At 63.7% G+C, this 22,763-nt stretch carries 16 protein-coding genes, 1 tRNA gene and 1 pseudogene; 9 read left to right on the forward strand and 9 right to left on the reverse strand.

Features of this window, described 5'->3' with window-relative positions; translation table 11 throughout:
- Positions 1-34 precede the first annotated feature (34 nt).
- The 3 genes from WS70_RS21035 to WS70_RS21045 form a co-directional block, all read right to left on the reverse strand.
- Complete coding sequence (locus tag WS70_RS21035; RefSeq protein ID WP_059597319.1) at positions 35-1,558, reverse strand: fumarate hydratase; 1,524 nt, start codon at positions 1,556-1,558, stop codon at positions 35-37.
- A gap of 39 nt (positions 1,559-1,597) precedes the next feature.
- Positions 1,598-2,206 (reverse strand): TIGR00645 family protein, encoded by a 609-nt coding sequence (locus WS70_RS21040; protein WP_059468824.1) that lies wholly within the window; start codon positions 2,204-2,206, stop codon positions 1,598-1,600.
- A 157-nt stretch (positions 2,207-2,363) separates the two neighbouring features.
- Positions 2,364-3,266, reverse strand: a complete 903-nt coding sequence (locus tag WS70_RS21045) for a DMT family transporter (protein WP_059468825.1) — start codon at positions 3,264-3,266, stop codon at positions 2,364-2,366.
- 289 nt (positions 3,267-3,555) lie between these two features.
- Here WS70_RS21045 and acs point away from each other — a divergent pair, with 289 nt between their 5' ends.
- The 6 genes from acs to WS70_RS21085 all read left to right on the forward strand — a co-directional run bounded on the left by acs (position 3,556) and on the right by WS70_RS21085 (position 10,450).
- Positions 3,556-5,538 carry an acetate--CoA ligase gene (acs, locus tag WS70_RS21060; protein ID WP_059468826.1) on the forward strand — a complete coding sequence of 661 codons (1,983 nt, stop codon included), beginning with the start codon at positions 3,556-3,558 and terminating at the stop codon, positions 5,536-5,538.
- Between the two features lie 149 nt (positions 5,539-5,687).
- Positions 5,688-6,008: a DUF4212 domain-containing protein gene (locus WS70_RS21065; protein WP_197419186.1), complete on the forward strand. Its 321-nt coding sequence runs from the start codon at positions 5,688-5,690 to the stop codon at positions 6,006-6,008.
- Entirely contained in the window at positions 6,002-8,017 is a 2,016-nt protein-coding gene (locus WS70_RS21070) for a VC_2705 family sodium/solute symporter (RefSeq protein WP_059597320.1), read from the forward strand. Before WS70_RS21065 ends, WS70_RS21070 begins: the two co-directional genes overlap by 7 nt.
- A 62-nt stretch (positions 8,018-8,079) precedes the next feature.
- Positions 8,080-8,170: transfer RNA gene (locus WS70_RS21075), tRNA-Ser, on the forward strand.
- A 55-nt stretch (positions 8,171-8,225) separates the two neighbouring features.
- Complete coding sequence (locus WS70_RS21080; protein ID WP_059468829.1) at positions 8,226-9,704, forward strand: site-specific integrase; 1,479 nt, start codon at positions 8,226-8,228, stop codon at positions 9,702-9,704.
- Positions 9,705-9,793: 89 nt separating this feature from the next.
- Complete coding sequence (locus WS70_RS21085) at positions 9,794-10,450, forward strand: hypothetical protein (RefSeq protein WP_059597321.1); 657 nt, start codon at positions 9,794-9,796, stop codon at positions 10,448-10,450.
- 105 nt (positions 10,451-10,555) lie between these two features.
- Here the strand turns inward: WS70_RS21085 and WS70_RS21090 are convergent, their stop codons facing one another.
- Positions 10,556-11,143, reverse strand: a complete 588-nt coding sequence (locus WS70_RS21090; protein ID WP_059597322.1) for a recombinase family protein — start codon at positions 11,141-11,143, stop codon at positions 10,556-10,558.
- 253 nt (positions 11,144-11,396) lie between these two features.
- Between WS70_RS21090 and WS70_RS21095 the strand changes: the two genes are divergently transcribed.
- On the forward strand, positions 11,397-11,858 hold the full coding sequence (locus WS70_RS21095) for an SRPBCC family protein (protein ID WP_059468832.1): 462 nt from the start codon (positions 11,397-11,399) through the stop codon (positions 11,856-11,858).
- Between the two features lie 18 nt (positions 11,859-11,876).
- Here WS70_RS21095 and WS70_RS21100 read toward each other — a convergent pair.
- Positions 11,877-12,508, reverse strand: a pseudogene (locus WS70_RS21100) (LysR family transcriptional regulator); the annotation flags it as partial.
- A 328-nt stretch (positions 12,509-12,836) separates the two neighbouring features.
- On the opposite strand from WS70_RS21100, the gene plcR reads away from it, so the two are divergent.
- Both plcR and WS70_RS21110 read left to right on the forward strand, forming a co-directional pair.
- A complete protein-coding gene (gene plcR / locus WS70_RS21105; RefSeq protein ID WP_162498994.1) occupies positions 12,837-13,556 on the forward strand; it encodes a phospholipase C accessory protein PlcR in 720 nt (239 codons plus the stop codon).
- 67 nt (positions 13,557-13,623) lie between these two features.
- Positions 13,624-15,000 (forward strand): pectin acetylesterase-family hydrolase, encoded by a 1,377-nt coding sequence (locus tag WS70_RS21110; protein ID WP_059468834.1) that lies wholly within the window; start codon positions 13,624-13,626, stop codon positions 14,998-15,000.
- Positions 15,001-15,136: 136 nt separating this feature from the next.
- Here WS70_RS21110 and WS70_RS21115 read toward each other — a convergent pair whose 3' ends face one another.
- The 4 genes from WS70_RS21115 to WS70_RS21130 all read right to left on the reverse strand — a co-directional run bounded on the left by WS70_RS21115 (position 15,137) and on the right by WS70_RS21130 (position 22,553).
- A complete protein-coding gene (locus tag WS70_RS21115) occupies positions 15,137-17,170 on the reverse strand; it encodes a sigma-54-dependent Fis family transcriptional regulator (RefSeq protein ID WP_226382928.1) in 2,034 nt (677 codons plus the stop codon).
- A 355-nt stretch (positions 17,171-17,525) separates the two neighbouring features.
- A complete protein-coding gene (locus WS70_RS21120) occupies positions 17,526-18,032 on the reverse strand; it encodes an acetone carboxylase subunit gamma (protein ID WP_059468836.1) in 507 nt (168 codons plus the stop codon).
- 40 nt (positions 18,033-18,072) lie between these two features.
- A complete protein-coding gene (locus WS70_RS21125) occupies positions 18,073-20,397 on the reverse strand; it encodes a hydantoinase B/oxoprolinase family protein (RefSeq protein ID WP_059597324.1) in 2,325 nt (774 codons plus the stop codon).
- Between the two features lie 11 nt (positions 20,398-20,408).
- Positions 20,409-22,553, reverse strand: coding sequence for a hydantoinase/oxoprolinase family protein (locus tag WS70_RS21130; RefSeq protein ID WP_059597325.1), 2,145 nt, complete (start codon positions 22,551-22,553; stop codon positions 20,409-20,411).
- Positions 22,554-22,763: the final 210 nt, after the last annotated feature.

The following is a 22,763-nucleotide window of genomic DNA, read 5'->3' on the forward strand; positions in this document are numbered from 1 at the left end:
CCGGATTGAAATCCGGCCTGAAAATCATTCGTATTTACACGTTCGCAACGGAAATCTTGCCGATCTTCGCCTGCCACTCCTTCGGCCCTGTCTGATGGACCGACGTGCCTTGCGAATCAACCGCGACGGTCACCGGCATGTCCTCTACGTCGAACTCATAGATCGCTTCCATGCCGAGATCCTCGAACGCGAGCACCTTCGCGTGGCGGATCGCCTTCGACACGAGGTATGCGGCGCCGCCGACGGCCATCAGGTACGCGGCGTTGTGCTTCTTGATCGCGTCGATTGCGACCGGGCCGCGTTCCGCCTTGCCGACCATCGAGATGAGACCCGTCTGCGCAAGCATCATTTCGGTGAACTTGTCCATCCGCGTCGCCGTCGTCGGGCCTGCCGGGCCAACCACTTCGTCGCGCACCGGATCGACCGGGCCGACGTAGTAGATCACGCGGTTCGTGAAGTCGACGGGCAGCTTTTCGCCCTTCGCGAGCATGTCGGCGATGCGCTTGTGCGCGGCGTCGCGGCCCGTCAGCATCTTGCCCGACAGCAGCAGCGTCTGGCCCGGCTTCCAGCTCGCGACTTCTTCAGGCGTCAGCGTGTTCAGGTCGACGCGCTTGCTGGCTTCGGTGTTCGGTTCCCAGTGGACCTTCGGCCAGGCGTCGAGCGACGGCGCTTCAAGCTTGGCCGGGCCCGAGCCGTCGAGCACGAAGTGCGCGTGGCGCGTCGCCGCGCAGTTCGGGATCATCGCGACGGGCTTGCTCGCCGCGTGCGTCGGCGCGGCCATGATCTTCACGTCGAGCACGGTGGCGAGGCCGCCGAGGCCCTGCGCGCCGATGCCGAGCGCGTTGACCTTCTCATGCAACTCGACGCGCAACTCCTCGACCCAGTCTTTCGGGCCGCGCGCGATGATCTCCTGGATGTCGATCGACTCCATCAGCGATTCCTTCGCCATCAGCATCGCCTTCTCGGCGGTGCCGCCGATGCCGATGCCGAGCATCCCCGGCGGGCACCAGCCCGCGCCCATCGTCGGGACCGTCTTCAGCACCCAGTCGACGATCGAATCCGACGGGTTCAGCATCACGAACTTCGACTTGTTCTCCGAGCCGCCGCCCTTCGCCGCGACCTGCACGTCGACCTTGTCGCCCGGCACGATCTCGTAGTGGATCACGGCCGGCGTGTTGTCCTTCGTGTTCTTGCGCGCGCCATCGGGCGGATTGACGATCGACGCGCGCAGCACGTTGTCCGGATGCGTGTAGCCGCGGCGCACGCCTTCGTTGATCATGTCGGTGACGCCCATCGTCGCGCCGTCCCAGCGCACGTCCATGCCGACCTTCACGAAGATCGTGACGATCCCCGTGTCCTGACAGATCGGGCGGCGGCCTTCCGCGCACATGCGGCTGTTCGTCAGGATTTGCGCGATCGCGTCCTTCGCGGCCGGGCTCTCTTCGAGCTCGTATGCACGGCCGAGCGCCTGGATATAGTCGAGCGGGTGGTAGTAGCTGATGTACTGCAGCGAATCCGCGATGCTCTGGATCAGGTCTTCCTGTTTGATGACGGTCATGGCTGAGACTCTGTGAGGACTGTGGGTATGGGAATCGACTCAGGCCGACTGTTGCGCCGGCTCGCGCGGCGCCGACGGAGGCGTCGGCGCTTCGTGATGATGCTCGGGGTGCGTGTGCGTCGTCAGGCGGTCGACCCACGCCATCACGAGCGCCGACACGAGGAACGCGACGTGGATCAGCACCTGCCACATGATCGCGTGCACCGTGTGCTGGTCCGGATTGATGAAGGTCTTCAGCAGATGGATCGACGAGATGCTGATGAGCGCCATCGACAGCTTCACCTTCAGCACGCCCGCGTTCACGTGGTCGAGCCATTCCGGTTCGTCGGGGTGGCCTTCGACGCCCAGGCGCGATACGAAGGTTTCATATCCGCCGACGATCACCATGATGAGCAGGTTCGAGATCATCACCACGTCGATCAGGCCGAGCACGGCGAGCATGATGTTCGTCTCGTCGAGGCCGGTCGCGTGCGACAGCAGGTGCCAGACTTCCTTCAGGAACAGAAACACGTAGATCGCCTGAGCAACGATCAGACCCAGATAAAGGGGGACTTGCAGCCAGCGGCTCATGAAGATGACGGCGGGCAGCGGGCGCATCTTGCGGCGGGCCGGGCGGGCGGCGCGCGGATCGGTCGGGGCGGCGGACATGGTCGGGCGAAGCGGGGACGCGGGGAAATGGAGCGGTTTTTGAAAAAAAGCGCGTCATTGTAACGCGTCGGTGGGGCCGCTTGCAGCGGCGCAGCATCGCGGCGCGGCGGCGCGCGTGTCGCAAAGGGGCGGGGTGACGCGCCGGCGCGTCGATTGCTTAGGGCGAGACGGGCGGCGCGCGCCGCACGCGCAGGCTCGCGAGCACGATCCCCGTCACGACGCACGCGAGCGCGAAGCCGTGCGCGAGCGTCGGCCGCTCGCCGAGGAACAGGATCCCGTAGAGCGCGGCCGAGATCGGCAGCACCGCGCTGAACACGCCCGCGAGGCTGCCCGGCACATGGCGGATGCCCTTCATCCACAGCCAGAACGAGAAGATGCTCGCGGACAGGCCGTACCAAACGACGAGCGCCCAGATGCTCGCCGGCACGCTCGCGTAATCGAAACGCCAGAGCGCGCTCGCGCCGAGCGGCAGCATCAGCAGCAGGCCGAACAGATGGGTGTATGCGCAGATGTCGATCGGTGCGAGCGTTTGCGTGAGGCGCCGCGACAGAATCACGTAGATCGACTCGCAGCAGACCGCGCCGAGCATCAGCAGGTTGCCGGCGAGCGAGCTTGCGTGCCCGCCGCCGCCTTCGCTCGCCGTGCCGTTCGCGAGATTGATCGTCACGACGCCGACGATCGCGAGCGCAATCGACACGAGCGCACGCCCGTTCGGTTTCTCGCGCAGGAAGATCCACGCGAACAGCGCGACGACGGCCGGGATCGTGCTCGTGATGACGCCTGCCGCGACGGCGCTCGTGCGCTGCACGCCGTTCAGCATCAGCAGTGTGAACATGAACGTGCCGAAGAACGCCTGCAGAAACAGGTTCAGCCATTCGCCGCGCTTGACGGCGCGCATCTTGACCGGGCTGAAGAGCGGCCAGAGCACAGCGTTCGCGATGACGAAGCGCAGCGTGGCGAGAATGGCGACAGGAACGAAGACGACGATCGATTTGCCGATGCCGACGTTGCTGCCGACGAGCAACATCGACACGATGAGAAAGAGAGCGTAGCGATTCAAGCTGGAATCCAGGCGACGAGTTAGTTAGCATTGTAGGGGCGCGTGAAAGCTAGCGTAAAGCAACGCAGAGACGCTCGTCGCGTAAGTGACGGGTAAGTTCCGGCGCTTATCGTGAAAAGACCTGCATCGCTTTGCCGCGGCCGTTCGCGTGGTGCGATGCAGCATCGCGCGTCGCATGAGCCGCATGCGGCGCGCAGGGTGGGAGACAGGCGCGTCGCGCGCCAATTAGACACGGCGCGCCCGATCGCGCCGACATGTAGTGGGTTCCAAGTTCACCAAGGGGTAGTCGATGTCTGCGATTGAATCGGTTCTGCACGAACGCCGCCAGTTTGCGCCGCCCGCCGCCGTGGAAAAGGCGGCCGCGATTTCCGGCATGGCGGCTTATCGGACGCTTGTCGAAGAGGCCGAGCGCGATTACGAAGGATTCTGGGCGCGGCTCGCGCGCGAGACGCTCGAATGGCGCAAGCCGTTCGGCAAGGTGCTCGACGAGTCGAATGCGCCGTTCTACAAGTGGTTCGAGGACGGCGAGCTGAACGCGTCGTACAACTGCCTCGACCGACACGTCGCCGCCGGCCTCGGCGAGCGCGTCGCGGTGATCTTCGAGGCCGACGACGGCACTGTCACGCGCGTCACCTACGCCGATCTGCTCGCGCGCGTCTCCCGCTTCGCGAACGCGCTGAAGAAGCACGGCATCGGCCGGGGCGATCGCGTCGTCATCTACATCCCGATGTCGGTCGAAGGGATCGTCGCGATGCAGGCGTGCGCGCGGATCGGTGCGACGCACTCGGTCGTGTTCGGCGGCTTCTCGTCGAAGTCGCTGCACGAGCGCATCGTCGACGTCGGCGCGACCGCGCTCGTCACTGCCGACGAGCAGATGCGCGGCGGCAAGACGCTGCCGCTCAAGAGCATCGCCGACGAGGCGCTCGCGATGGGCGGCTGCGACGCGGTGAAGAGCGTGTTCGTCTATCGCCGCACGGGCGGCAAGGTCGACTGGCACGCAGGCCGCGACGTCTGGATGCATGAGGCCGTCGCAAACGAATCCCACACATGCGAGCCCGAGTGGGTAAGCGCCGAGCATCCGCTCTTCATCCTCTACACGTCCGGCTCGACGGGCAAGCCGAAGGGCGTCCAGCACAGCACGGGCGGCTATCTGCTGTGGGCCGCGCAGACGATGAAGTGGACGTTCGACTGGAAGCCGACCGACGTGTTCTGGTGCACGGCCGACATCGGCTGGGTCACGGGCCATTCGTACATCACGTACGGGCCGCTCGCCGTCGGCGCGACGCAGGTCGTGTTCGAAGGCGTGCCGACCTATCCGAACGCGGGCCGCTTCTGGAAGATGATCGGTGACCACCGGGTCTCCGTGTTCTACACCGCGCCGACCGCGATCCGTTCGCTGATCAAGGCGGCCGAGGCCGACGAGCACGTGCATCCGAAGAGCTACGACCTGTCGAGCCTGCGCATCATCGGCACGGTCGGCGAGCCGATCAATCCGGAAGCGTGGATCTGGTATCACAAGAATGTCGGCGGCGAGCGCTGTCCGATCGTCGATACCTGGTGGCAGACCGAGACGGGCGGCCACATGATCACGCCGCTGCCGGGCGCGACGTCGACCGTGCCGGGCTCGTGCACGCTGCCGCTGCCGGGCATCATGGCCGCGGTCGTCGACGAGACCGGCCAGGACGTGCCGAACGGGCAGGGCGGCATTCTCGTCGTCAAGCGTCCGTGGCCGGCGATGGCGCGCACGATCTGGGGCGACCCGGAACGCTTCAAGAAGAGCTACTACCCCGAAGAGCTCGGCGGCAGCCTCTATCTAGCGGGCGACGGCACCGTGCGCGACAAGGAAACCGGCTACTTCACGATCATGGGCCGCATCGACGACGTGCTGAACGTGTCCGGACACCGGCTCGGCACGATGGAGATCGAGTCGGCGCTCGTGTCGCACGAGCTCGTCGCGGAAGCGGCGGTCGTCGGCCGGCCGGACGACACGACGGGCGAGGCGGTTGTCGCCTTCGTCGTGCTGAAGCGCTCGCGTCCGGAAGGCGAAGAGGCGGCGGCGCTCGCGAAGGTGCTGCGCGACTGGGTCGGCAAGGAAATCGGGCCGATCGCGAAGCCGAAGGACATCCGCTTCGGCGACAACCTGCCGAAGACGCGCTCGGGCAAGATCATGCGGCGCCTGCTGCGCTCGCTCGCGAAGGGCGAGGCGATCACGCAGGATACGTCGACGCTCGAGAACCCCGCGATCCTCGAGCAGCTCGCCGAAGTGCGCTGAGCGCGTCCGACGCACGGCGCGTGATCGAACGCGCGTCGTTCGAGCCCCTGCGCGGCAATCCCGATTGCCCGCGCCGGGGCTTTTTGCTACACAAGCGCATGGCCGCTCCATCTTCCTCGACGTCGTCGCATGCCGCCGAACCGCCGCCCGTGCCGGCGACGCTTGCGCGCGCGCATGCGCGCTACTGGCGTTTCAACGTCGCGCTGATCGCGATGCTGATGACGATCGGTTTCGCGGTATCGTTCGTCGCGCCGCTCTTCGCACCGGCGCTCGCGCATCTGCGCTTCGCCGGCTTCAGCCTGCCGTTCTACGTCGGCGCGCAAGGCGCGATCCTCGTCTACCTTGCGCTGATCGCCGTCTACATCGTGCTGATGCAGCGCGCGGACCGGATCCTGCGGCGCGACTACGAAGCTTACGCGGACGAAGCGCAACGTAACGACGCCGTTCCGTCGGACGCCGACGCATGCTGACGAATCGACTGGTTCGGGCGTACGCGCTGTATACGATCGGCTTCGCCGCATTCGTGCTGCTGCTCTGGTGGATCGAGCGCGCGACCGGACCTGGCGTGTGGATCGGCTACGTGTTCCTGTTCGTGCCGATCGCGGTCTATGCGGTGATCGGATTGCTGTCGCGTACGTCGGATCTCGTCGAATACTACGTTGCCGGGCGGCGCGTGCCGTCCGCGTTCAACGGGATGGCGACCGCCGCCGACTGGCTCTCGGCCGCATCGTTCATCGGCCTCGCAGGGTCGCTCTACGCGACGGGCTACGACGCGCTCGCGTACCTGATGGGCTGGACCGGCGGCTTCTGCCTCGTCGCGTTCCTGCTCGCGCCGTACGTGCGCAAGCTCGCGCGCTATACGATTCCCGACTTTCTCGGCACGCGCTTCTCGAGCACGCTCGTGAGGGCGCTCGCGGCGGTCGCCGCGATCCTGTGCTCGTTCGTCTACCTCGTCGCGCAGATACAGGGCATCGGCCTCATCGCGACGCGCTTCATCGGCGTCGACTTCTCGATCGGCATTTTCTGCGGGCTCGCGGGGATCCTCGTCTGCTCGTTTCTCGGCGGGATGCGCGCGGTTACGTGGACCCAGGTCGCGCAGTACATCATCCTGATCATCGCGATCCTGCTGCCGGTTTCGCTGATTGCGATGAAGAACGGCCTCGGGCCCGTGCCGCAGTTCAACTACGGCCGCCTGATGTCGCGCGTCGAAACGCTCGAGGCGCAGGTGCGCGACGCGCCGCAGGAACGGCAGGTGCGCGACGCGTATCGCCGACAGGCGGCGGAGATCCAGTCGCAGCTCGATCGGCTGCCGGCCTCGTACGAAGACGCGCATGCGAGGCTCGCGAACGAAGTCGCCGCGCTGCGCCGGCACAACGGGCCGCTGCGGGAGATCAACCAGCGCGAGCGGGAGCTCGCCGAGTTTCCGCGCGATCCCGCGGCGGCGCGGGTCGTGTGGGAGCAGATGCGCGACGATCTGCTCGCGCGCGCGGCCGATCCGGTGCCGATGCACGAGCCGTTTCCGGCCGCGAGCGACGACGAACGCCGGCCGCGCGAACGGAACTTCCTCGCGCTGCTGCTGTGCCTGTCGCTCGGCACGGCGAGCCTGCCGCACATTCTGACGCGCTACAACACGACGACGTCGGTTGCGTCCGCACGCCGCTCGGTCGGCTGGACGCTGTTTTTCATCGCGCTGTTCTACTTGACGGTGCCGGTGCTCGCGGTGCTCATCAAGTACGAGATCCTGACGAACCTGGTGGGGCGGCCGTTCGCCGATCTGCCCGCGTGGATCACGCAGTGGCACAGATTCGAGCCGGGGCTCATCAGCGTCGTCGACCAGCTCCGTGACGGCATTGTTCATTGGTCCGAGATCCAGATGCAGCCCGACATCGTCGTGCTCGCGGCGCCGGAGATTGCGGGGCTGCCGTACGTCGTGTCGGGGCTGATCGCGGCGGGCGCGCTCGCCGCGGCGCTGTCGACGGCGGACGGCTTGCTGCTGACGATCGCGAACGCGCTGTCGCACGACGTCTATTACCACATGGTTGCACCCGGCGCGTCGAGCCAGCGGCGCGTGACGATCTCGAAGGTGCTGCTGCTCGGCGTCGCGTTGTTCGCGTCGTACGTCGCGTCGCTGAATACCGGGAAGATCCTGTTTCTCGTCGGGGCGGCGTTCTCGCTCGCGGCTTCGAGCTTCTTCCCGGTGCTCGTGCTTGGCGTGTTCTGGAAGCGCACGACGACGCGCGGCGCGGTCGCAGGGATGGTGACGGGGCTCGGCGTGTGCATCTACTACATCGTGTCGACGTACCCGTTCTTTACGCAGATCACGGGCTTCGCGGGGCCGAGCTGGTTCGGCATCGAGCCGATCAGCTCCGGCGTGTTCGGCGTGCCGGCGGGGTTCGCGATGGCGATCGTCGCGAGCCTGCTGGATCGGCGGCCGGGTGCGTATACGAACGCGCTCGTCGACTATATCCGACATCCTTGATGTCGGGTTTCTCCCGGGAGTGGCGGCCCGTCCCCGGAGTTTGCTATACTTGCCGTCTTCCCGGAGAGATGGATGAGTGGTTTAAGTCGCACGCCTGGAAAGCGTGTATAGGTTAATAGCCTATCGGGGGTTCGAATCCCCCTCTCTCCGCCAGTCCTTCCAAACCCTTGTAGAATCACGATTTCCCAATCGTAAGAAGGGTTTAGGCATGGTGGACAAGGTGGGTGGTACACCGGGACAAATGACAAACCACCTCACGCGGCGCGGCGCGCGCTACTACTTCCGCCGAAAAATTCCCGCATCCCTTCACGCGCACTACGGCAAGAAAGAGATCGTTCACGCGCTCGGCACTTCCGACTATCACGAAGCCAAACGATTGGCCGCAGTCCATACCGTGCGGACGGATGCGGAGTGGGCGATTCTCGTAGCCAAGCATACGCGCACGGACGCGTGGCTGGCGGATTCGATCCTGCATTCGGATGAAGGTGAACAGGAGTATCGGGCCAACAAGGCGCATCATGACGCCGCCAGCAAGGGCCAACGCGAGGCGCGCGAAAGCGTAGATCGCATCCTTGCCGGTTCTAACTTGCCATCTGCGGCCCAATTGGCGTACTTGGAGGCAACCGGAGGCTATGCTTTCGACGATCGACCGACGCCAGAGCAGGCCGCTAACGCGCCCAGCAAATCTAAGGCTGCCTCCTCGGCCCGCACGGTGAAGCCTTTCGGCGGCCCCACAGGACGCGATAACGCTAATGCAGCCGTGTCGCTGTCCGCCGCCCCGAGTTGGTCGCCGGATTCCCTCAGCTTGGCGCAGTTGTGCGAGAAGTGGGCCAGCGAGCGCAAGCCAACTGCACGCACAAAAGATAAGTACGAATTGGCCGTTAGCCGTTTCTATGATCTGGTTGGGCGTTTCCCCGCCGATCAAATCACGCGCCGCCATATCGTCGAGTTCAAAGACAAGCTGCGCGAATCGGGTGTCAGCATCCCGACCACGAACCACACGCTTGATTGCCTCGGTACACTCTTCAATTTCGGGCGTGATAACGAGCTGGTTCGCGATAACGTGGCGCGGGGTGTTCGCCTCATGGACAACCGCCCGAACAAGTCTAAGCGCCTGCCATACACGCTAGATCATCTGCGGACGATCTTTTCCAAGCTACCCGACCGGAACGCGGACAGAGAAGGTTTTTGGTTGCCGGTCCTTGGCCTGTACACGGGCGCGCGGCTTGGTGAGCTTTGCCAGCTAACCCCTACTGACGTGCGCGAAGAGACTTATTTCGATATGGACGGGAATGAGTCCCGCGCGTGGTGCATCTACATCACGAACGAAGGCGAGGGAAAGCGGGTCAAAACGGCAAGCAGCGTGCGGCGTATTCCGGTGCATCCTGTATTGATCGATCAAGGCTTTATCGAGCTTGCACAATCCCGCAGCAGCAGCCCGCGCATCTTCAATCTTGGGCCGAATAAGGACGGCGAATTCGGACAGGACTGGTCGAAGGCATACGGAAGATTTCTGCGCGGCACGTGCGGTATTACCGACCCCAAGCGCGTGTTTCACTCGTACCGGCACACGTTCAAGGAAATTTGCCGCGATTGCGACATTGGCAAGGAACTGGCGGACGCCATGCAAGGACATGACGACGGCGATAGCTCGGACGACTATGGCGGCGAGTTCTACCCGCTGTGACCTCTTGTGCGAGCCATGAGTGCGTATAGAATCAAGGGCCTAGAGCTACCAATCAAGCCTAACGGGCTTCGACAGGAGTAGGGAATTTGATGCAACAGTCGGCGGACATATATGCTTTGATGATTAGCGAAGTGGCTAACCGCCTCGTCGCCGCCTCAACGTTCCTCGAATCATTCAAGAGCGGGGGCGGTGTGGCATTTCTTGAGTCGTCCGCACTGCAATTGCGAAAGGCGCTAGAGTCAGTCGCCTTTGCCGCGATTGCTCCGAATCAAGCCGCATACGCAGCGTGCCGTGCTAAGGCGGACAAGAATAAGGACTTTACGAAGGATTATCATGCAAAGCGCGTATTCAATGATCTAGGGAGGGTCAACCCCGATTTCTATCCGATGCCTGTTTTGCTCGGTAAGAACAGTGCTGCCCAGGATTCACCTAATAACCACTTTCATTTCGACCGCAAGGAATCGGGCTACCTCACCAAAGACGAATTTATCGATGTGTATGATCGCCTTGGTAAGCATCTGCACGCCCGTAACCCTTGGAGCACAGGGGATGCATATGCCGGCTTGCCCGAAATGATCGACAAGACGGTAGACGCCGCCCACGGACTTATCGAACTACACGTCGCATATATTCGCACGCCCCAATTCTCGGGTGTATGGCTAACTGAGATACCCCGAGGTACGCTAGTGCCGAAAATGGTACTGGCCCAGGCGGATGGGCCGTATGTCGTGCGGAATAGGGCCTAAGAGGGAGCGTGATGCTGCGCCTGTTCCCACGGGCTGAACTGGTAGATGGTGTGCTTGCAAAAGCGGAATCCATCTCACCGGGCGTGCAAAATACTATTCGGCCAATTACTCCGCGCAAGCCCGCTTGACCGTCGCCGCGCTCACGCCGAAGTGTTCCGCCGTCGCCGCGATGGTCGCGCCGTTCTCGGCCCGCCAGCCTTTAATCTCGGCGTAGTCAGCGGCGCGCTTGCGGCCTGTGTACTTCCCTTCGGCCTTGGCAATTGCTACGCCTCGCCTCTGCATCTCGGCCCGGTTCTTGTCGTCTGCTTCGCCCTGCGCGGCCATGAATGCCAGTACAGCGTCTCGCGTGGCCTTCTCAATCGGGTCCATCGCGCCGCCATCGAATACCATGCCATTCAACGTGCATTCGACACGAACGCCCATATCCATCAAGCGGCGCATCGTTCGGCGCAATTCGTCGTATCGGCGGCTGATTCGGTCGAGCCAGCGGACAATCAGCACGCCGCCGTGCCGCAAGTCATGTTCTACGCGCTGCCATTGCTGGCGTTGATCCGGCGCGACGTGATACCCGCTCACGCCCTCGTCAACGAACACATCTTTTTCCTTGACCTCGTGCGCTTTCGCGTCGGCGTACTGGCTGACTTCTGATTGTCCGTCCGTGGTGGAAATGCGACCGTAGTAGAGTTTCCGCATGGCTCGCTAGCTCACATACGGTCAATCCTATTGAGCTATATTTTCAATGGCTTACGAATGGCTCAATAAGGTACACCCTACTAATCCAGTATTGCAGGGATTCCGGCCAGCCTTTCGCCAGCAATTCGCGGTATCGCCGCGCAACGGTATGCGTGTGCGGCTTGTCATCGAGCCAGCATGTCACGCGGTACGCCCTCAGTCCGTATTACGTGTTGTACAAATATCGGCTCGCGTCGAACGTTGGAGAAAAACCATGGCCCATCTCGCGAATCGCCGTGACACGGCGTCAAGACTGATCCAAGCATCGCCTCGGGCGATCTACGATGCTTTCGTGAAGCGCGAGGCTGTGTCGGCGTGGTTGCCGCCACAGGGCGCGACCATGGAGGTCCAAACCTTCGAGCCGCGCATCGGCGGGCGGTTTCAGATGACACTCACTTTCGCCACTGCCCTCGGCAAGTCGACGGTCAACACTGATGTCGTGGTCGGTCGCTTTGTCGATCTCGTCCCGCAGGAACGCGTCGTCCAGATTTTCGAGTTCGCCTCAGACGATCCCGCCTTCGCCGGAACGATGACGATGACTTGGGTTCTGACGGCTGCTGCGGACGGCACAATCGTCACCGTCACTGCCGAGAACGTCCCGCCCGGCATCGGGCAAGCGGATCATGAAATCGGCATGAGCTCGTCGCTCACCAATCTCGCGGCCTACGTCGAATAAGGCTGCAGCCTCCGCCGTTCATCGATGGCCCTTGATTCTGTATCTGTCGGTGTTATATCCTCGCCGCCAGGGCGGTCTGGTCGCCGTCTGCGCCTCTGCCTGCTCGAAGAGCCATCGTGAAAAAGGCGAGCGGCCCGGTTCTGCGCTCGATCGTCAGGCGACAGGACGTAGCAACCGCCGCCGTGACTGGCCGATTCGCGTGTGGCTCTGACCAGCAATCCTTCGGCCAGGCAGTCGTCGATCATGTGACGCCAGCCGGGCATCACGCCCTCGCCGAGAATCGCCATTTTCACGAACTCGGGATAGTGATTCACCAGACGGTCTGCGGCGATCACGGCATCTGCACACCATTCAGGTTGAGCCACTCGGCTCATGACATCCACTGCCGCTGACCACGGCCACACCCGACGAGCATGCCACCGTCAGTTTCTGATCGCCGCAGCGCTTCATGACGTCGAGCGTTGCTTCCGCGCAGTTCGCCAGCAACCACTGCACGTGCCTCCCGTCACGTTCACCAGCAATGGTCAGGCGAACGCGCGATGTTCGCGCACAAACAGCGATCGGCCCAAGAGAGCCTCGATCTGCGCGATTTGTCGGCTGCTTGCGCTTTGCGTGAGATGCAGTTCCGCCGCGTCGCGCAGCAGGAGGGCAATCATCGATCCGGAAACTCCGATGAACGCCGCCTCGCTTTTTTCAAAGCCGTTTGGGACATGCAACATATCAGCCAGCCCGTCGCGATTTTGTTGCCGGAGGCTGCGAGCCGAGCATCGATGCTTGCGAAAGAGACGTGTGGAATGGCCTCGCTCGATGATGGTCGCAGCTTGTCCGGCTGCATGTTTATCCACATAAATGTGCACTAATCCTCTCGAGGAATCGTGGATGCATTCTAGTGCCGACTTTGACCATGCGTGTATTTCGACATAGAACGTACTCGAAAACAAACAATGCGAAGCCGCGACGGCTCGATAGGGAGACGGCGTGAAAAAACCGAAAGCGCGTTGGCTGGCAGTGCTGCTGTTGGTCATGCTCGGCGTCACTGTTGCATCATGGCGAAGCATGACGCTGTCGCAGACGGCTTCCACCCGGCCCATACGATCCAACGCGATGGCCAGTGAGCGGAGCGAGCCGCCAATCGGCGCGTCAACCGGGGATGCGCTTGCCAAGGCCGGTTCCGCCGAGCGTCGGCTCGATCTCGTCGTACTGCGAAAGAGTCTCGCAGGTCGCGAGAATGCGGAACAGGAAGTGCAGCGCGTCGTCGCGTTCGCGCGTTTCCGCGATCGGGTCGCTGCATATGGCAGCGGTAGAAACAGCATGCCCGAGACGGAAAGGGCCATATTGGCCAGTCAGATTCTGGCAGAACTGCCCGAGCACGTCGCGCGCAACGAAATAGTCCCGGTGCAGGCCGAGGCGCTCAGCGCAGCACTGATTTCCGACGCGGCGGCGAATCCCGCGACGCGAAGCGCGGCCATCCAGGCAATGAGACAACAGTGGGATGGATATGCCCAGCAGACCGTGGGGGTGTCGCCTGCACAAGATCCACGGTATCCGACCTACGCGCGGCAGAGCCGAGACATCGTCCAGCAGGTTCAAGCGAGCGTATCCGATCCCGAACAGCAGCAGATCGTCATTGCGCAGCGCCTGCAAGCACTGCGCGTCCAGCTGTTCGATCGAGCGGCTCCGACCGACGAAACCCATTGAACGCGCCGCATGCGTGTCGTCGCGCGTGAGTGCGGCGGAAAACCGGGTCAACTGAAATGGAGGAGAGATGTCTGCTTCCAAATTGCTCAGGTGCTTCTGCGTCGCCGGTCTGCTAACCGGCGTCGCCGTCAATGGACATGCCGCGGATGCGGCGATGCCTGATCCGTCGATTCCCTATTATTCGTGGTACGAAGTCACGCTGCCGGAAAGCAGCGGCGCTTCGTGCGGCAACGGCACGCCGATGCGCTTCTACATCAATCGCGCGCAATCGGGCGATCTGCTCTACATGATGGAACCCGGCGGCGCATGTTGGGATCACGGTACCTGCACTGAAACCGCGACCGGTGCGGAGGCGGGGCTCGGCGCTTTCAATCCCGATGGCATTCCGCACAACTACGTGAACGGCACCACGCAGCAGAGCCTGAAATCGTCGTTCCTGTCGCCGCTGATGACGCGGATGGATCTCGCGCATATCCTCGTCGGCGAGCCGAAGGTGGAGACACAGGAATGGACACAGGTGTTCGTTCCATACTGCACCGGCGACATCCACATGGGCAGCGCGGTGCGCAACTACACGTCGCCCTCGGGCGATTGGCGGATCCAGCACTACAACGGCCTGAAGAACGTCCGAACGGTCGCGCAGTGGCTCGTTGCCCACGGATTCGGCAAGCCGAACCGGTTGCTGGTGTATGGGATGAGCGCGGGCGGCTATGGAACGCTTGGCAACTATGCGACGCTGCGCAACACGTTGCAGCCGCAAATGCACAGCTCGCTGCTCGACGATGCCGGCACGGTCTTCAATACGCGCTTCGACGCCGATCCGGCGACGTATCCGTCCGTCGGGTTGTACGACAGAGTGCGCGCCGAATGGGGAATGTCCGGGCCCGACGGCATGATTACGATAAACAGCCGGCTGACTCGAAACTTCGATCCCGACAATATGGGCAGCGCCTATGCAGCGTTATCGGCGACCTATCCACGCGACCGCTTCGGCTTTTCGACGTATCGACGCGACAAGGTCATCGCTGCCTACCACTATCGCGCTTTCGTGCCCGCGGTGATCGCGGCGCCCGACGACGCGACCAAGGACAAACTATCGCTCGCGATGTTCGACGAGGAGCTCGATAACCTGAAACGGGTGCTGAATCCGTTGCCGAACTTCGGTTACTTCATGCCTTGGGCACGCGACGATTTCATCGGCAACCACCAGGTAACCGCAGTCAGCTTCACCGGATCCGGCATCCATGAAAACGGCATCGATGCGGATGTCGGAACGTTCGTCGGCGATCTGCTCAACCAGAAGGACCCGGCGGATGAGCCAGTCATGAAAGCGTACCGAACGGAGCAATGGTCGGATTTCACGTTCTCGACCTTCCTCGCCTGGATCGACAGCATCTTCAACTTCACTGGGGAGGCCGGACCGATTTCGGGACACCGGGCCTGACAGCACAAGCCGGGGGCCACGCCTTCCTCACTCGATCGATCGGCGCGTGCTTGCGGCTCCGCAAGGGGCTCAAGGCAAGCGCTGCGCTGTCGCGGATTCGAGGCGCTGCTTTTGTCTTTCCGGTGCACCGCATGCGTCAATGCGCCCCACGCCGCCGCGTATCGCTGACGGCCTTGAGCAGGTCGTACTTGCGGATCTTTTCGTACAGCGTGCTTTTCGCGATGTCGAGCTGGTTGGCTGTCTTCGTCAGGTTGCCGCCGTGACGATCGAGCGCGCGGCGAATGTATTCGGCTTCGGCGCATTTCAGCGATGCGCTGCCACCGGACTCCGATTCGAGGGCGTCCTTCGCCGACGGCGCCATGTGCGCCGCTGAGTCGGCGGACACGCCGATTTCCGCCGGCAGCTTGTCCGCCGTGATGACAGGTCCGTCGGACAGCAGCAGCGAGCCCTCGATCGCATTGCGAAGCTCGCGCACGTTGCCCGGCCACGGATATTCCATCAGTCGCGCATACGCATCGTCGTCGAACGTTCGCGGCGGCAAGCCGTAGCATTCGCACAAATGCGCGAGCCAATGTGCGATGAGCGACGGTAAATCCTCGGCGCGTTCGCGCAGATTCGGTATCGACACGGTCGTGACGGCGATTCGGTAGAAGAGGTCCATCCGGAACATCCCCTTCGCGATCGCGTCTTTCAGGTCGCGGTGCGTCGCGGCGACGAGCCGGAAGTTCACCTTGCGCGACGCGTTCTCGCCGAGCCGGTAGATTTCGTTCTCCTCGAGGACGCGCAGCAGATGAGGCTGGATGTCGAGCGGCATTTCGCCGATCTCGTCGAGAAACAGCGTGCCGCCGTCGGCCGCCTCGATCTTGCCCGCCGCGCCCGATTTACGCGCGCCGGTGAACGCGCCTTCCGCGTATCCGAACAACTCGCTCGCGAGCAGGTCTCTCGATAGTCCGCCGCAGTTGAGCGCGACGAACGGGCCGTCGGCGCGCTCGCTCGCCTGATGAATGCCTTGCGCGAACAGCTCCTTGCCGACGCCCGTCTCGCCCAGCAGCAACACCGGCACTTTCGACGGCGCGAGCTGACGCGCCTTGACGACGGCCGCACGGAGTGCGGCGCTGTCTCCGACGATGCGCTCGAACGCGCTGGATGCCGAACGATGCCGATCCGGCTCGCGGACGATCGGACCGGTGCGGCGTGGCGTTCCGCATCCCGGTATCACGACCATGTAGCCGAGCACGTCCGCGCCTTCGCTCAACGTTTCGACGTGGCTGCCGCGCAGCCATGCGGGCGCGTTCGAGGGCGCGCCGCCGCGCTTGCATGCGTCCAGTCCCGGTAGCGAGAACTCCGCGCCGAGCTGCACGTCGAATCCCCGTCTGCGCAGCGTCGGCACGACCTGCGGATTCGCCTTGACGAGGCGTCCGCGATCGTCGACGACGAGCGTCGCCTCGGTACTCGCCGCGCCGAGGCGGGGGGCGCAGCGATCGAGCAGGCGCAGCCGGCGCTCCATCGCGTCTTTCGCGAGACGGCCTTCGATGCGTCCGGCGAGCGATACGGCGAGTGCGAGGCTGTAGCGGCTGTAGGTATCCGCGAGACCCGACACGTCGATGACGCCGAGCACGTGACCGTCGACGGGGTCCTGAATCACCGTCGCCGAACAGGTCCAGCGCTTGATGCCGGCGCAAAAATGTTCAGCGCCATGGATCTGCACGGGCTGTTTCAGCGCGAGCGCGGTGCCGATCGCATTGGTGCCGCAGTTGAGCTCGGTCCAGTCGCAGCCGGGAACGAGTCCGACTTCGCTCGCGGGCTCGAGTATCCGCATGTCGCCTTCTTGCTGCAGGATCATGCCGCTCGAATCGGCGAGCAGCATCACGGTGCCCGTCTGCGACAGAAACTCGCGAGTCTGCTGCATCAGCGGCAGGCTGACGTCGATGAGGCGCCTTTGGCCCGTGCGCCATTGATCGAGGCGTTCGTCGTCGAGCGGCGGCGGCGCCCGGTCGACGCCGGGATCGACGTGGCCGACGAGGCAGCGTTGCCACGAATCGTCGACGACGCCGCGTACGTTGGTCGAGCGCCATTCGCCGCCCGTCACCAAGTGTTCCCACGCGGCCATGATGCGCGTGTCATGTTGAGGACTGGGAAACCAGTCCATGGGCGTGCCTGTCTGCTGCATGCTTGTCTCCTGACGATTCGCAAGCGGGGCGAACCGCATGGCCGTCCGTCCGGCCTTTTGTCTCGACGTTCGACGTTCGACGCCGCGGCGCTTGCGGTCGCCGCGCGGTCGTGCCGGATATCGTACTCCGAACCGTCTTTGACGTCGGTTCGGACGATGCAGGACAAGCAATGCCCGCGCCAACCGATGACCGAACCGGAACGTCCGCATATGCGTCGGCGACCGGCGTTCGCGGTCGCCCGAAAATAGATCGGCCGTCCGAAAATCGAACGGCCGGAAATCGAACGTTGGGTTCGTGAGGCGGGAAGCGAAGCGGACTCGCGGCCCGATGCCGCGAGTCGAGTCAATCGTCAGATCAATCGGCGCGCGCCGGAACCGGCAGGCCGACCCATTCCGAATAGAACGCGTCGATGTCGGGCTCGAAGTCGTGGACGACGGGATACCACGGCGTCGGCGCTTCGACGTCGTGCATCGCGCCGCACGTCGGGCAGTAGTACTCGCGATACACCTGCCATTGCGTGTCGGGTGCCATCAGCCGTGGATAGACTTCGTCCATCGCTTCCTCGGCGTCGCGCACGAAGATGTTCGCGTGCAGCTTCCAGTTCTCCCGGTAATCGCAGAACACGTGGCCGCAGTCGCACTGCGTGACCCATTGCTTCGTCGCCCGCTGCTGCACGATGTACAGGTGCGGGCCGAGCGGCAACACGATGCGATCCTTCCAGCCGAGCTTGTGCTGCAAGGCGTCGACATACATGCTGAACCGCTCGCCGTCCTTCGGCATCGACAGCATGCGCAGCGTGGTGTCCCAGTCGAGCTTGCCGTCGACCATGTTCCTGATCTGTTCCTTCGTGTAAGTAGACATCTCCAGTCCTCTTCGATGGTTGCGCGCCGGGCGGCCGGGCTCACTCTTCGACGAGCACGACGGTGTTGACGTCGGGCATCTTCGACAGATCCATGCGGAACTTCGAGCCGTAGGTCGGCACGTCGAGCTCGTCTTCGGTGAGCGTCCAGCTATCCGGCAGGTCCCAGAACGTGCGGAACCGCTGCTCGAACTGCATCGACAGGCCGAAGCTCGTCGCGAACATGTGCCGCACCTGCGTCGACGCATGCTTCACCAGGATCCGCTCGCGTTCGCCCTTCATCCATTCGCGGGTCGGTTGCGAACGGGCAAGGCGCGCGTTGCGGATCTCGACGCGCTGCAATGCGGTCGCCTTCGCGTCGACGGTCCAGACGCCGTTCGCATCGCGGGTCGCGACCGCGCCGTAGACCTTCTGCGCATACTCGGGCAACAGCAGCGCATTGTTCAGGTCGTGCTCGATCGCGTCGATTTCTCGGTCGAGCGGATCGCCGAAACCGGGGCCGCCTCGCAGGTAGTTCAGATAGAGATCGTGGTTGCCGTAGCAGTCCTCCGTCGTCATGCATTGCTGGTCGCGCTTGACGACTGCGCCCGCGTTCAGGTGATTCTCGTAGTCGGGAAGATCCGGATTCGCGTCGCCGCCGAGCGGCAGGCTCTCGCCGAGTTCGATGCGCTCCTTCAGGCCGGTGTGGTGCGCTTCGAAGCGATAGCCGGTCGCTGCCGGATAGCCGCCCATCAGGCCCCAGTCGCTGTTCATGTAGCCGTTGCCCATGAAGAACATCGTCCAGTCCTGCGCCTTCCAGACCATGCGCAATGTCTCGAAGCCGCAGCCGCCCCGGTACTTGCCGTAGCCGCCGGAGTTTGATTTCACGTTGCGGCCGAGATAGAGCAGCGGTTCGGCCATCTCCCAGATTTCGATGTCGCCCATGTCGCCTTCGGGATTCCAGATCGCGGCGGCGTGATTGAGGCCGTCCTTGATCGCGCACGCGCCGGTGCCGCACGACGACGCCTCGAAGCTGTTGACCGCATGGATGTCGCCGTCCTGGTTGATCCCGCCGCCTTGCAGCCAGTTCGACGTGTTCGCGTTGCCCGCGTTGACTTCCTCGAGATAGCCGCGGCTGAAGTAGGCTTGCGACAGGCCGCGCCACAACGCGCTCCAGCCCGACACGAGGAAGTGCCACGCATACGCGTGGCCCGTGCGGCGATCGTCCGGATTCATCCACGCGCCCTTCGGCAGATGGAATTCGGTGCCGAAATACGCGCCGTCGTTGATGCGCTGCGTGGGGACGAGCGTTTGCGTCATCATCACCCAGATGCCGCTCGTGAACGCGACCTGATGCGCGTTGTACGAGTGCCAGCCCCAGCGGCTCGCGCCTTCGAAATCGAGACGCCAGGTGCCGTCCTTGCGGATTTCCATCTCGACGGGAGCGTGCATGATCGAGTCGAGCTTCGCGAACGCGGACGACGTCTGCACGTCCGGATGGTTGTACGGCACGTCGACGAAGGCGACCTTCCGATACTTGCCGGGCAGCGTCATCGCCTTGATGCGGGTCTGCAGGCCGCGTCGGCCTTCCTCGATCACTTCGTACGCGAACTTCTCGTACGCGTCGAGGCCTTCTTTCTCGATGACTTCCTCGATCAGGCCGCGGATCATGTGACAGCCCGCGATGCGCGTGCGCTCGTCGAGAATCCAGTACTTCGGCGTGCGAACCGAGCGCTGGCTCTCGTGCAGCCAGTCGCGCAGCGGCGTGTCGTTCACGCCGGTCTTGCGGCACGTGATCATGTAGCCGTCGCCGAAACGCTGCACCTGTCCCGTCGACATCGAGCCCGGCGTCACCGCGCCCGTATCGATCACGTGCGTCACGCCGCCGACCCAGCCGACGAGCCTGCCGTGCGCGAAGATCGGCACGATCGTCGCGATATCGCACGGATGGACGTTGCCGATCGAGCAATCGTTGTTGGTGAACATGTCACCCGGATGAATGCCGGGATTCGCCTCCCAGTTGTTTTCGATCATGTACTTGATCGCCGCGCCCATCGTGCCGACGTGGATGATGATCCCCGTCGACGTCAGCACGCAGTCGCCTGCCGCGTTGTAGAGCGTGAAGCACAGTTCGCCTTCCTGTTCGACGATCGGGCTCGCGGCGATCTTCTTCGCGGTTTCGCGCGCATGCACGAGCCCGCCGCGCAGCTTCGAGAACATCTTCTCGTAGCGGATCGGGTCGCTCTCGCGCAATTCGAGGCGCTGGAGACCGTTGTAATGGCCGGTCTGCGCGGTGCGCCCGAGGATGCCGTCGCGAAACTGCTTCAGCGTCTGGCCGTTCTTGAGCAGATCAGCGAAGCCGACTTCCTGGCTGGATATCATGTTCATCGCGTGTCTCCTTACTTGATTTCCTTGAGATGGAAGAGCCGGTGCTTGTCGAGCGTCGTTTCGAATCCGTCGGGCACGACGAACGTCGTTGCGTCGGATTCGACGATCGCAGGCCCGGTGATCACGTTGCCCGGCTTGAGCGCCTCCATTCGCCAGAGCACGGCCTCGTGCCATTGTTTGTGGCGATAGAGCCGCCGCGTGCCGATGCGTGCGTCCGCGGGCGGCTTCGCGCCGCCCTCAGGGTCTTCCGGCAGAACCGGCTTCTGCGTGACGACCATGCCGCGCATGATCGCGCCCGTGACCGAGAAGCCCAGCTCGGGCGAGCGCGCCGAGCTTGCGTAGACGCGGCCGTAGGTGTCCTCGAACGCGGCGACGATCCGGTTCCAGTCGTCGGCGCTCGCCGCGCTCGCGATCGGCGACTCGATTTCGAGATCGTTCAGTTGTCCCATGTACTGCATCCGGAAGCCGGGGCGCAGAATCACGTCGCGCTCGTCGAAGCCGTTGATCCTGAATTCCTCGACGACCTTCGCGGCCAGCTCGGCCCATGCCTTCTGGATCGTCTGCGCGGCCTGCGTCTTGTCGGCGTCCGGTGCGAGCTGCGGCAGCGCGAGATCGACGCTCTTGTCGTAGCGGTATTCGAAGTCCGCGCACGCGCAGCCGAATGCGGAGAAGCCCGCGGCCCATGCGGGCACGATGACGTCCTTGAAGCCGAGCCCTTCGGTGTACCCGTACGTATGAACTGGGCCGGCGCCGCCGTACGAGAAGCAGACGAACTCGGTCGGGTTGTAGCCCTTCGCGCTGACGTTCGAACGCAGGTATTCGCGCAATTGCAGGTCGAGCAGTTCGATCACGCCAGCCGCCGCGCCCTCGACCGAGAGGCCGAGCGGATCGGCGACCTGCGCCTTGATGTGCTCGCGCGCGCGGTTCACGTCGAGCTTGATCTGTCCGCCGAGGAAATTGTCGGGATTCAGATAGCCGAGCACTACGTGACAGTCGGACACGGACACCGTCGCGAGGCCGCTGTCGGGCCAGCACGTGCCGACGCGATAGCCGGCGCTGTCCGGGCCGAGCTTGATCGCGCCGCTGTACGGATCGAGCCGCACGAAGCTGCCGGCGCCCGCGCCGACCGAATCCATCGTGACGAGCGGCAGCGACAGCACGAGGCGCGCCATGTCGGGATCCGAAGCGATCGCGAAGTTGCCCTTCGTGATGAGCGCCATGTCGAACGACGTGCCGCCGATGTCCGAGCACGCGATGTTGTCGTAGCCGAGCGTCTCGCCGAGGAGCTTCGAACCGATCACGCCGCCGATCGGCCCCGATACGATGGTGCGCGCGAGCTCCTTCGCTTTCCAGCTGATCGTGCCGCCGTGCGTCGCCATCACGCGCAGGTCGAACTTCGCGCCGTGCTTGCGGAAGCGGTCGCTGACCTTCTTCAACGTTTGCCGGGACGGTTCGGCCGCGTACGCTTCGAGCACGGTCGTGTTCATCCGGTGGCTTTCCTTGCGCTGCGGATAGTAGTCGATCGACGCGAAGACGGGGATGTCCGCGCGGATCGCCGTCAGTTCGTCGCGCGCGACGTCGCGCGCGCGCCGCTCGCTCGTCGCGTTCTTGTGCGACTGCAGCAGGCAGATGACGATGGCCTTCGCGCCCGCGGCGACGAGCTCGCGCGTCGCCTGCCGCACTTCCGCCTCGCGCAGCGGGATGACGACGCCGCCCTGCACGTCGGTGCGTTCGGTGACACCGCGCGTGCGCGACAGCGGCACGAGCGGTTCGTCGTAGCGGTGCGTGTTCAGATGGATCCGCTCTTCGAGCGCGTACCCGAGGTAGCTCTGGATCGCGCGACCCATCGAGTGAATATGCTCGAAGCCCTTGTTCACGATCAGGCCGACGTCGAGCCCCTTGCGCTGCACGACGCGGTTCAGCATCGCCGTGCCGGAGTACACGCACGTGAGCAGTTCTGGATACACGTCGTCGACGTCGCGCTGCCAATGGGCGAGCGCGTCCTGCGATGAATCGAGGATCGCGAGCGATTCGTCTTCGGGATTGCTTTGCGCCTTGCCGACGACGAACCGCCCGTCCGCACGCACGAAGAAGGTGTCGGTCATCGTGCCGCCTGCGTCGATGCCCAGCACCTGGACTTGCGAAAGCCCGTCCATGTTTTCGTCTCCAGTGATTGATGTAGTCGTGAGCCGCGATGCGATCGATTGAACGCGTTCGACGCATCGGAAGCGAAGGCTCGGAGACGACATTGCAATAGCCGTGCCAGTGGCGGGCGGTGCGCGAGCATGCGCGGCGCAACGAGGCGCGACGGACGATGGCGCTGGTGGGGAAGAGCTCGTCGCGCGCGCGAGGCCGGTAAAACGACC

Source organism: Burkholderia mayonis (assembly GCF_001523745.2).
In the GTDB taxonomy this organism is placed as follows: domain Bacteria; phylum Pseudomonadota; class Gammaproteobacteria; order Burkholderiales; family Burkholderiaceae; genus Burkholderia; species Burkholderia mayonis.

What these genes read in the sequence shown, in the direction of transcription:
- WS70_RS21040 (WP_059468824.1), bottom strand. Translation starts at nt 2,206, where the DNA reads ATGTCCGCCGCCCCGACCGATCCGCGCGCCGCCCGCCCGGCCCGCCGC.
- WS70_RS21110 (WP_059468834.1), top strand. Translation starts at nt 13,624, where the DNA reads ATGTCTGCTTCCAAATTGCTCAGGTGCTTCTGCGTCGCCGGTCTGCTA.
- WS70_RS21080 (WP_059468829.1), top strand. Translation starts at nt 8,226, where the DNA reads ATGGTGGACAAGGTGGGTGGTACACCGGGACAAATGACAAACCACCTC.
- acs (WP_059468826.1), top strand. Translation starts at nt 3,556, where the DNA reads ATGTCTGCGATTGAATCGGTTCTGCACGAACGCCGCCAGTTTGCGCCG.
- WS70_RS21085 (WP_059597321.1), top strand. Translation starts at nt 9,794, where the DNA reads ATGCAACAGTCGGCGGACATATATGCTTTGATGATTAGCGAAGTGGCT.
- WS70_RS21090 (WP_059597322.1), bottom strand. Translation starts at nt 11,143, where the DNA reads ATGCGGAAACTCTACTACGGTCGCATTTCCACCACGGACGGACAATCA.
- WS70_RS21070 (WP_059597320.1), top strand. Translation starts at nt 6,002, where the DNA reads ATGCTGACGAATCGACTGGTTCGGGCGTACGCGCTGTATACGATCGGC.
- WS70_RS21125 (WP_059597324.1), bottom strand. Translation starts at nt 20,397, where the DNA reads ATGAACATGATATCCAGCCAGGAAGTCGGCTTCGCTGATCTGCTCAAG.
- WS70_RS21095 (WP_059468832.1), top strand. Translation starts at nt 11,397, where the DNA reads ATGGCCCATCTCGCGAATCGCCGTGACACGGCGTCAAGACTGATCCAA.
- WS70_RS21035 (WP_059597319.1), bottom strand. Translation starts at nt 1,558, where the DNA reads ATGACCGTCATCAAACAGGAAGACCTGATCCAGAGCATCGCGGATTCG.
- WS70_RS21115 (WP_226382928.1), bottom strand. Translation starts at nt 17,170, where the DNA reads ATGCAGCAGACAGGCACGCCCATGGACTGGTTTCCCAGTCCTCAACAT.
- WS70_RS21130 (WP_059597325.1), bottom strand. Translation starts at nt 22,553, where the DNA reads ATGGACGGGCTTTCGCAAGTCCAGGTGCTGGGCATCGACGCAGGCGGC.
- WS70_RS21120 (WP_059468836.1), bottom strand. Translation starts at nt 18,032, where the DNA reads ATGTCTACTTACACGAAGGAACAGATCAGGAACATGGTCGACGGCAAG.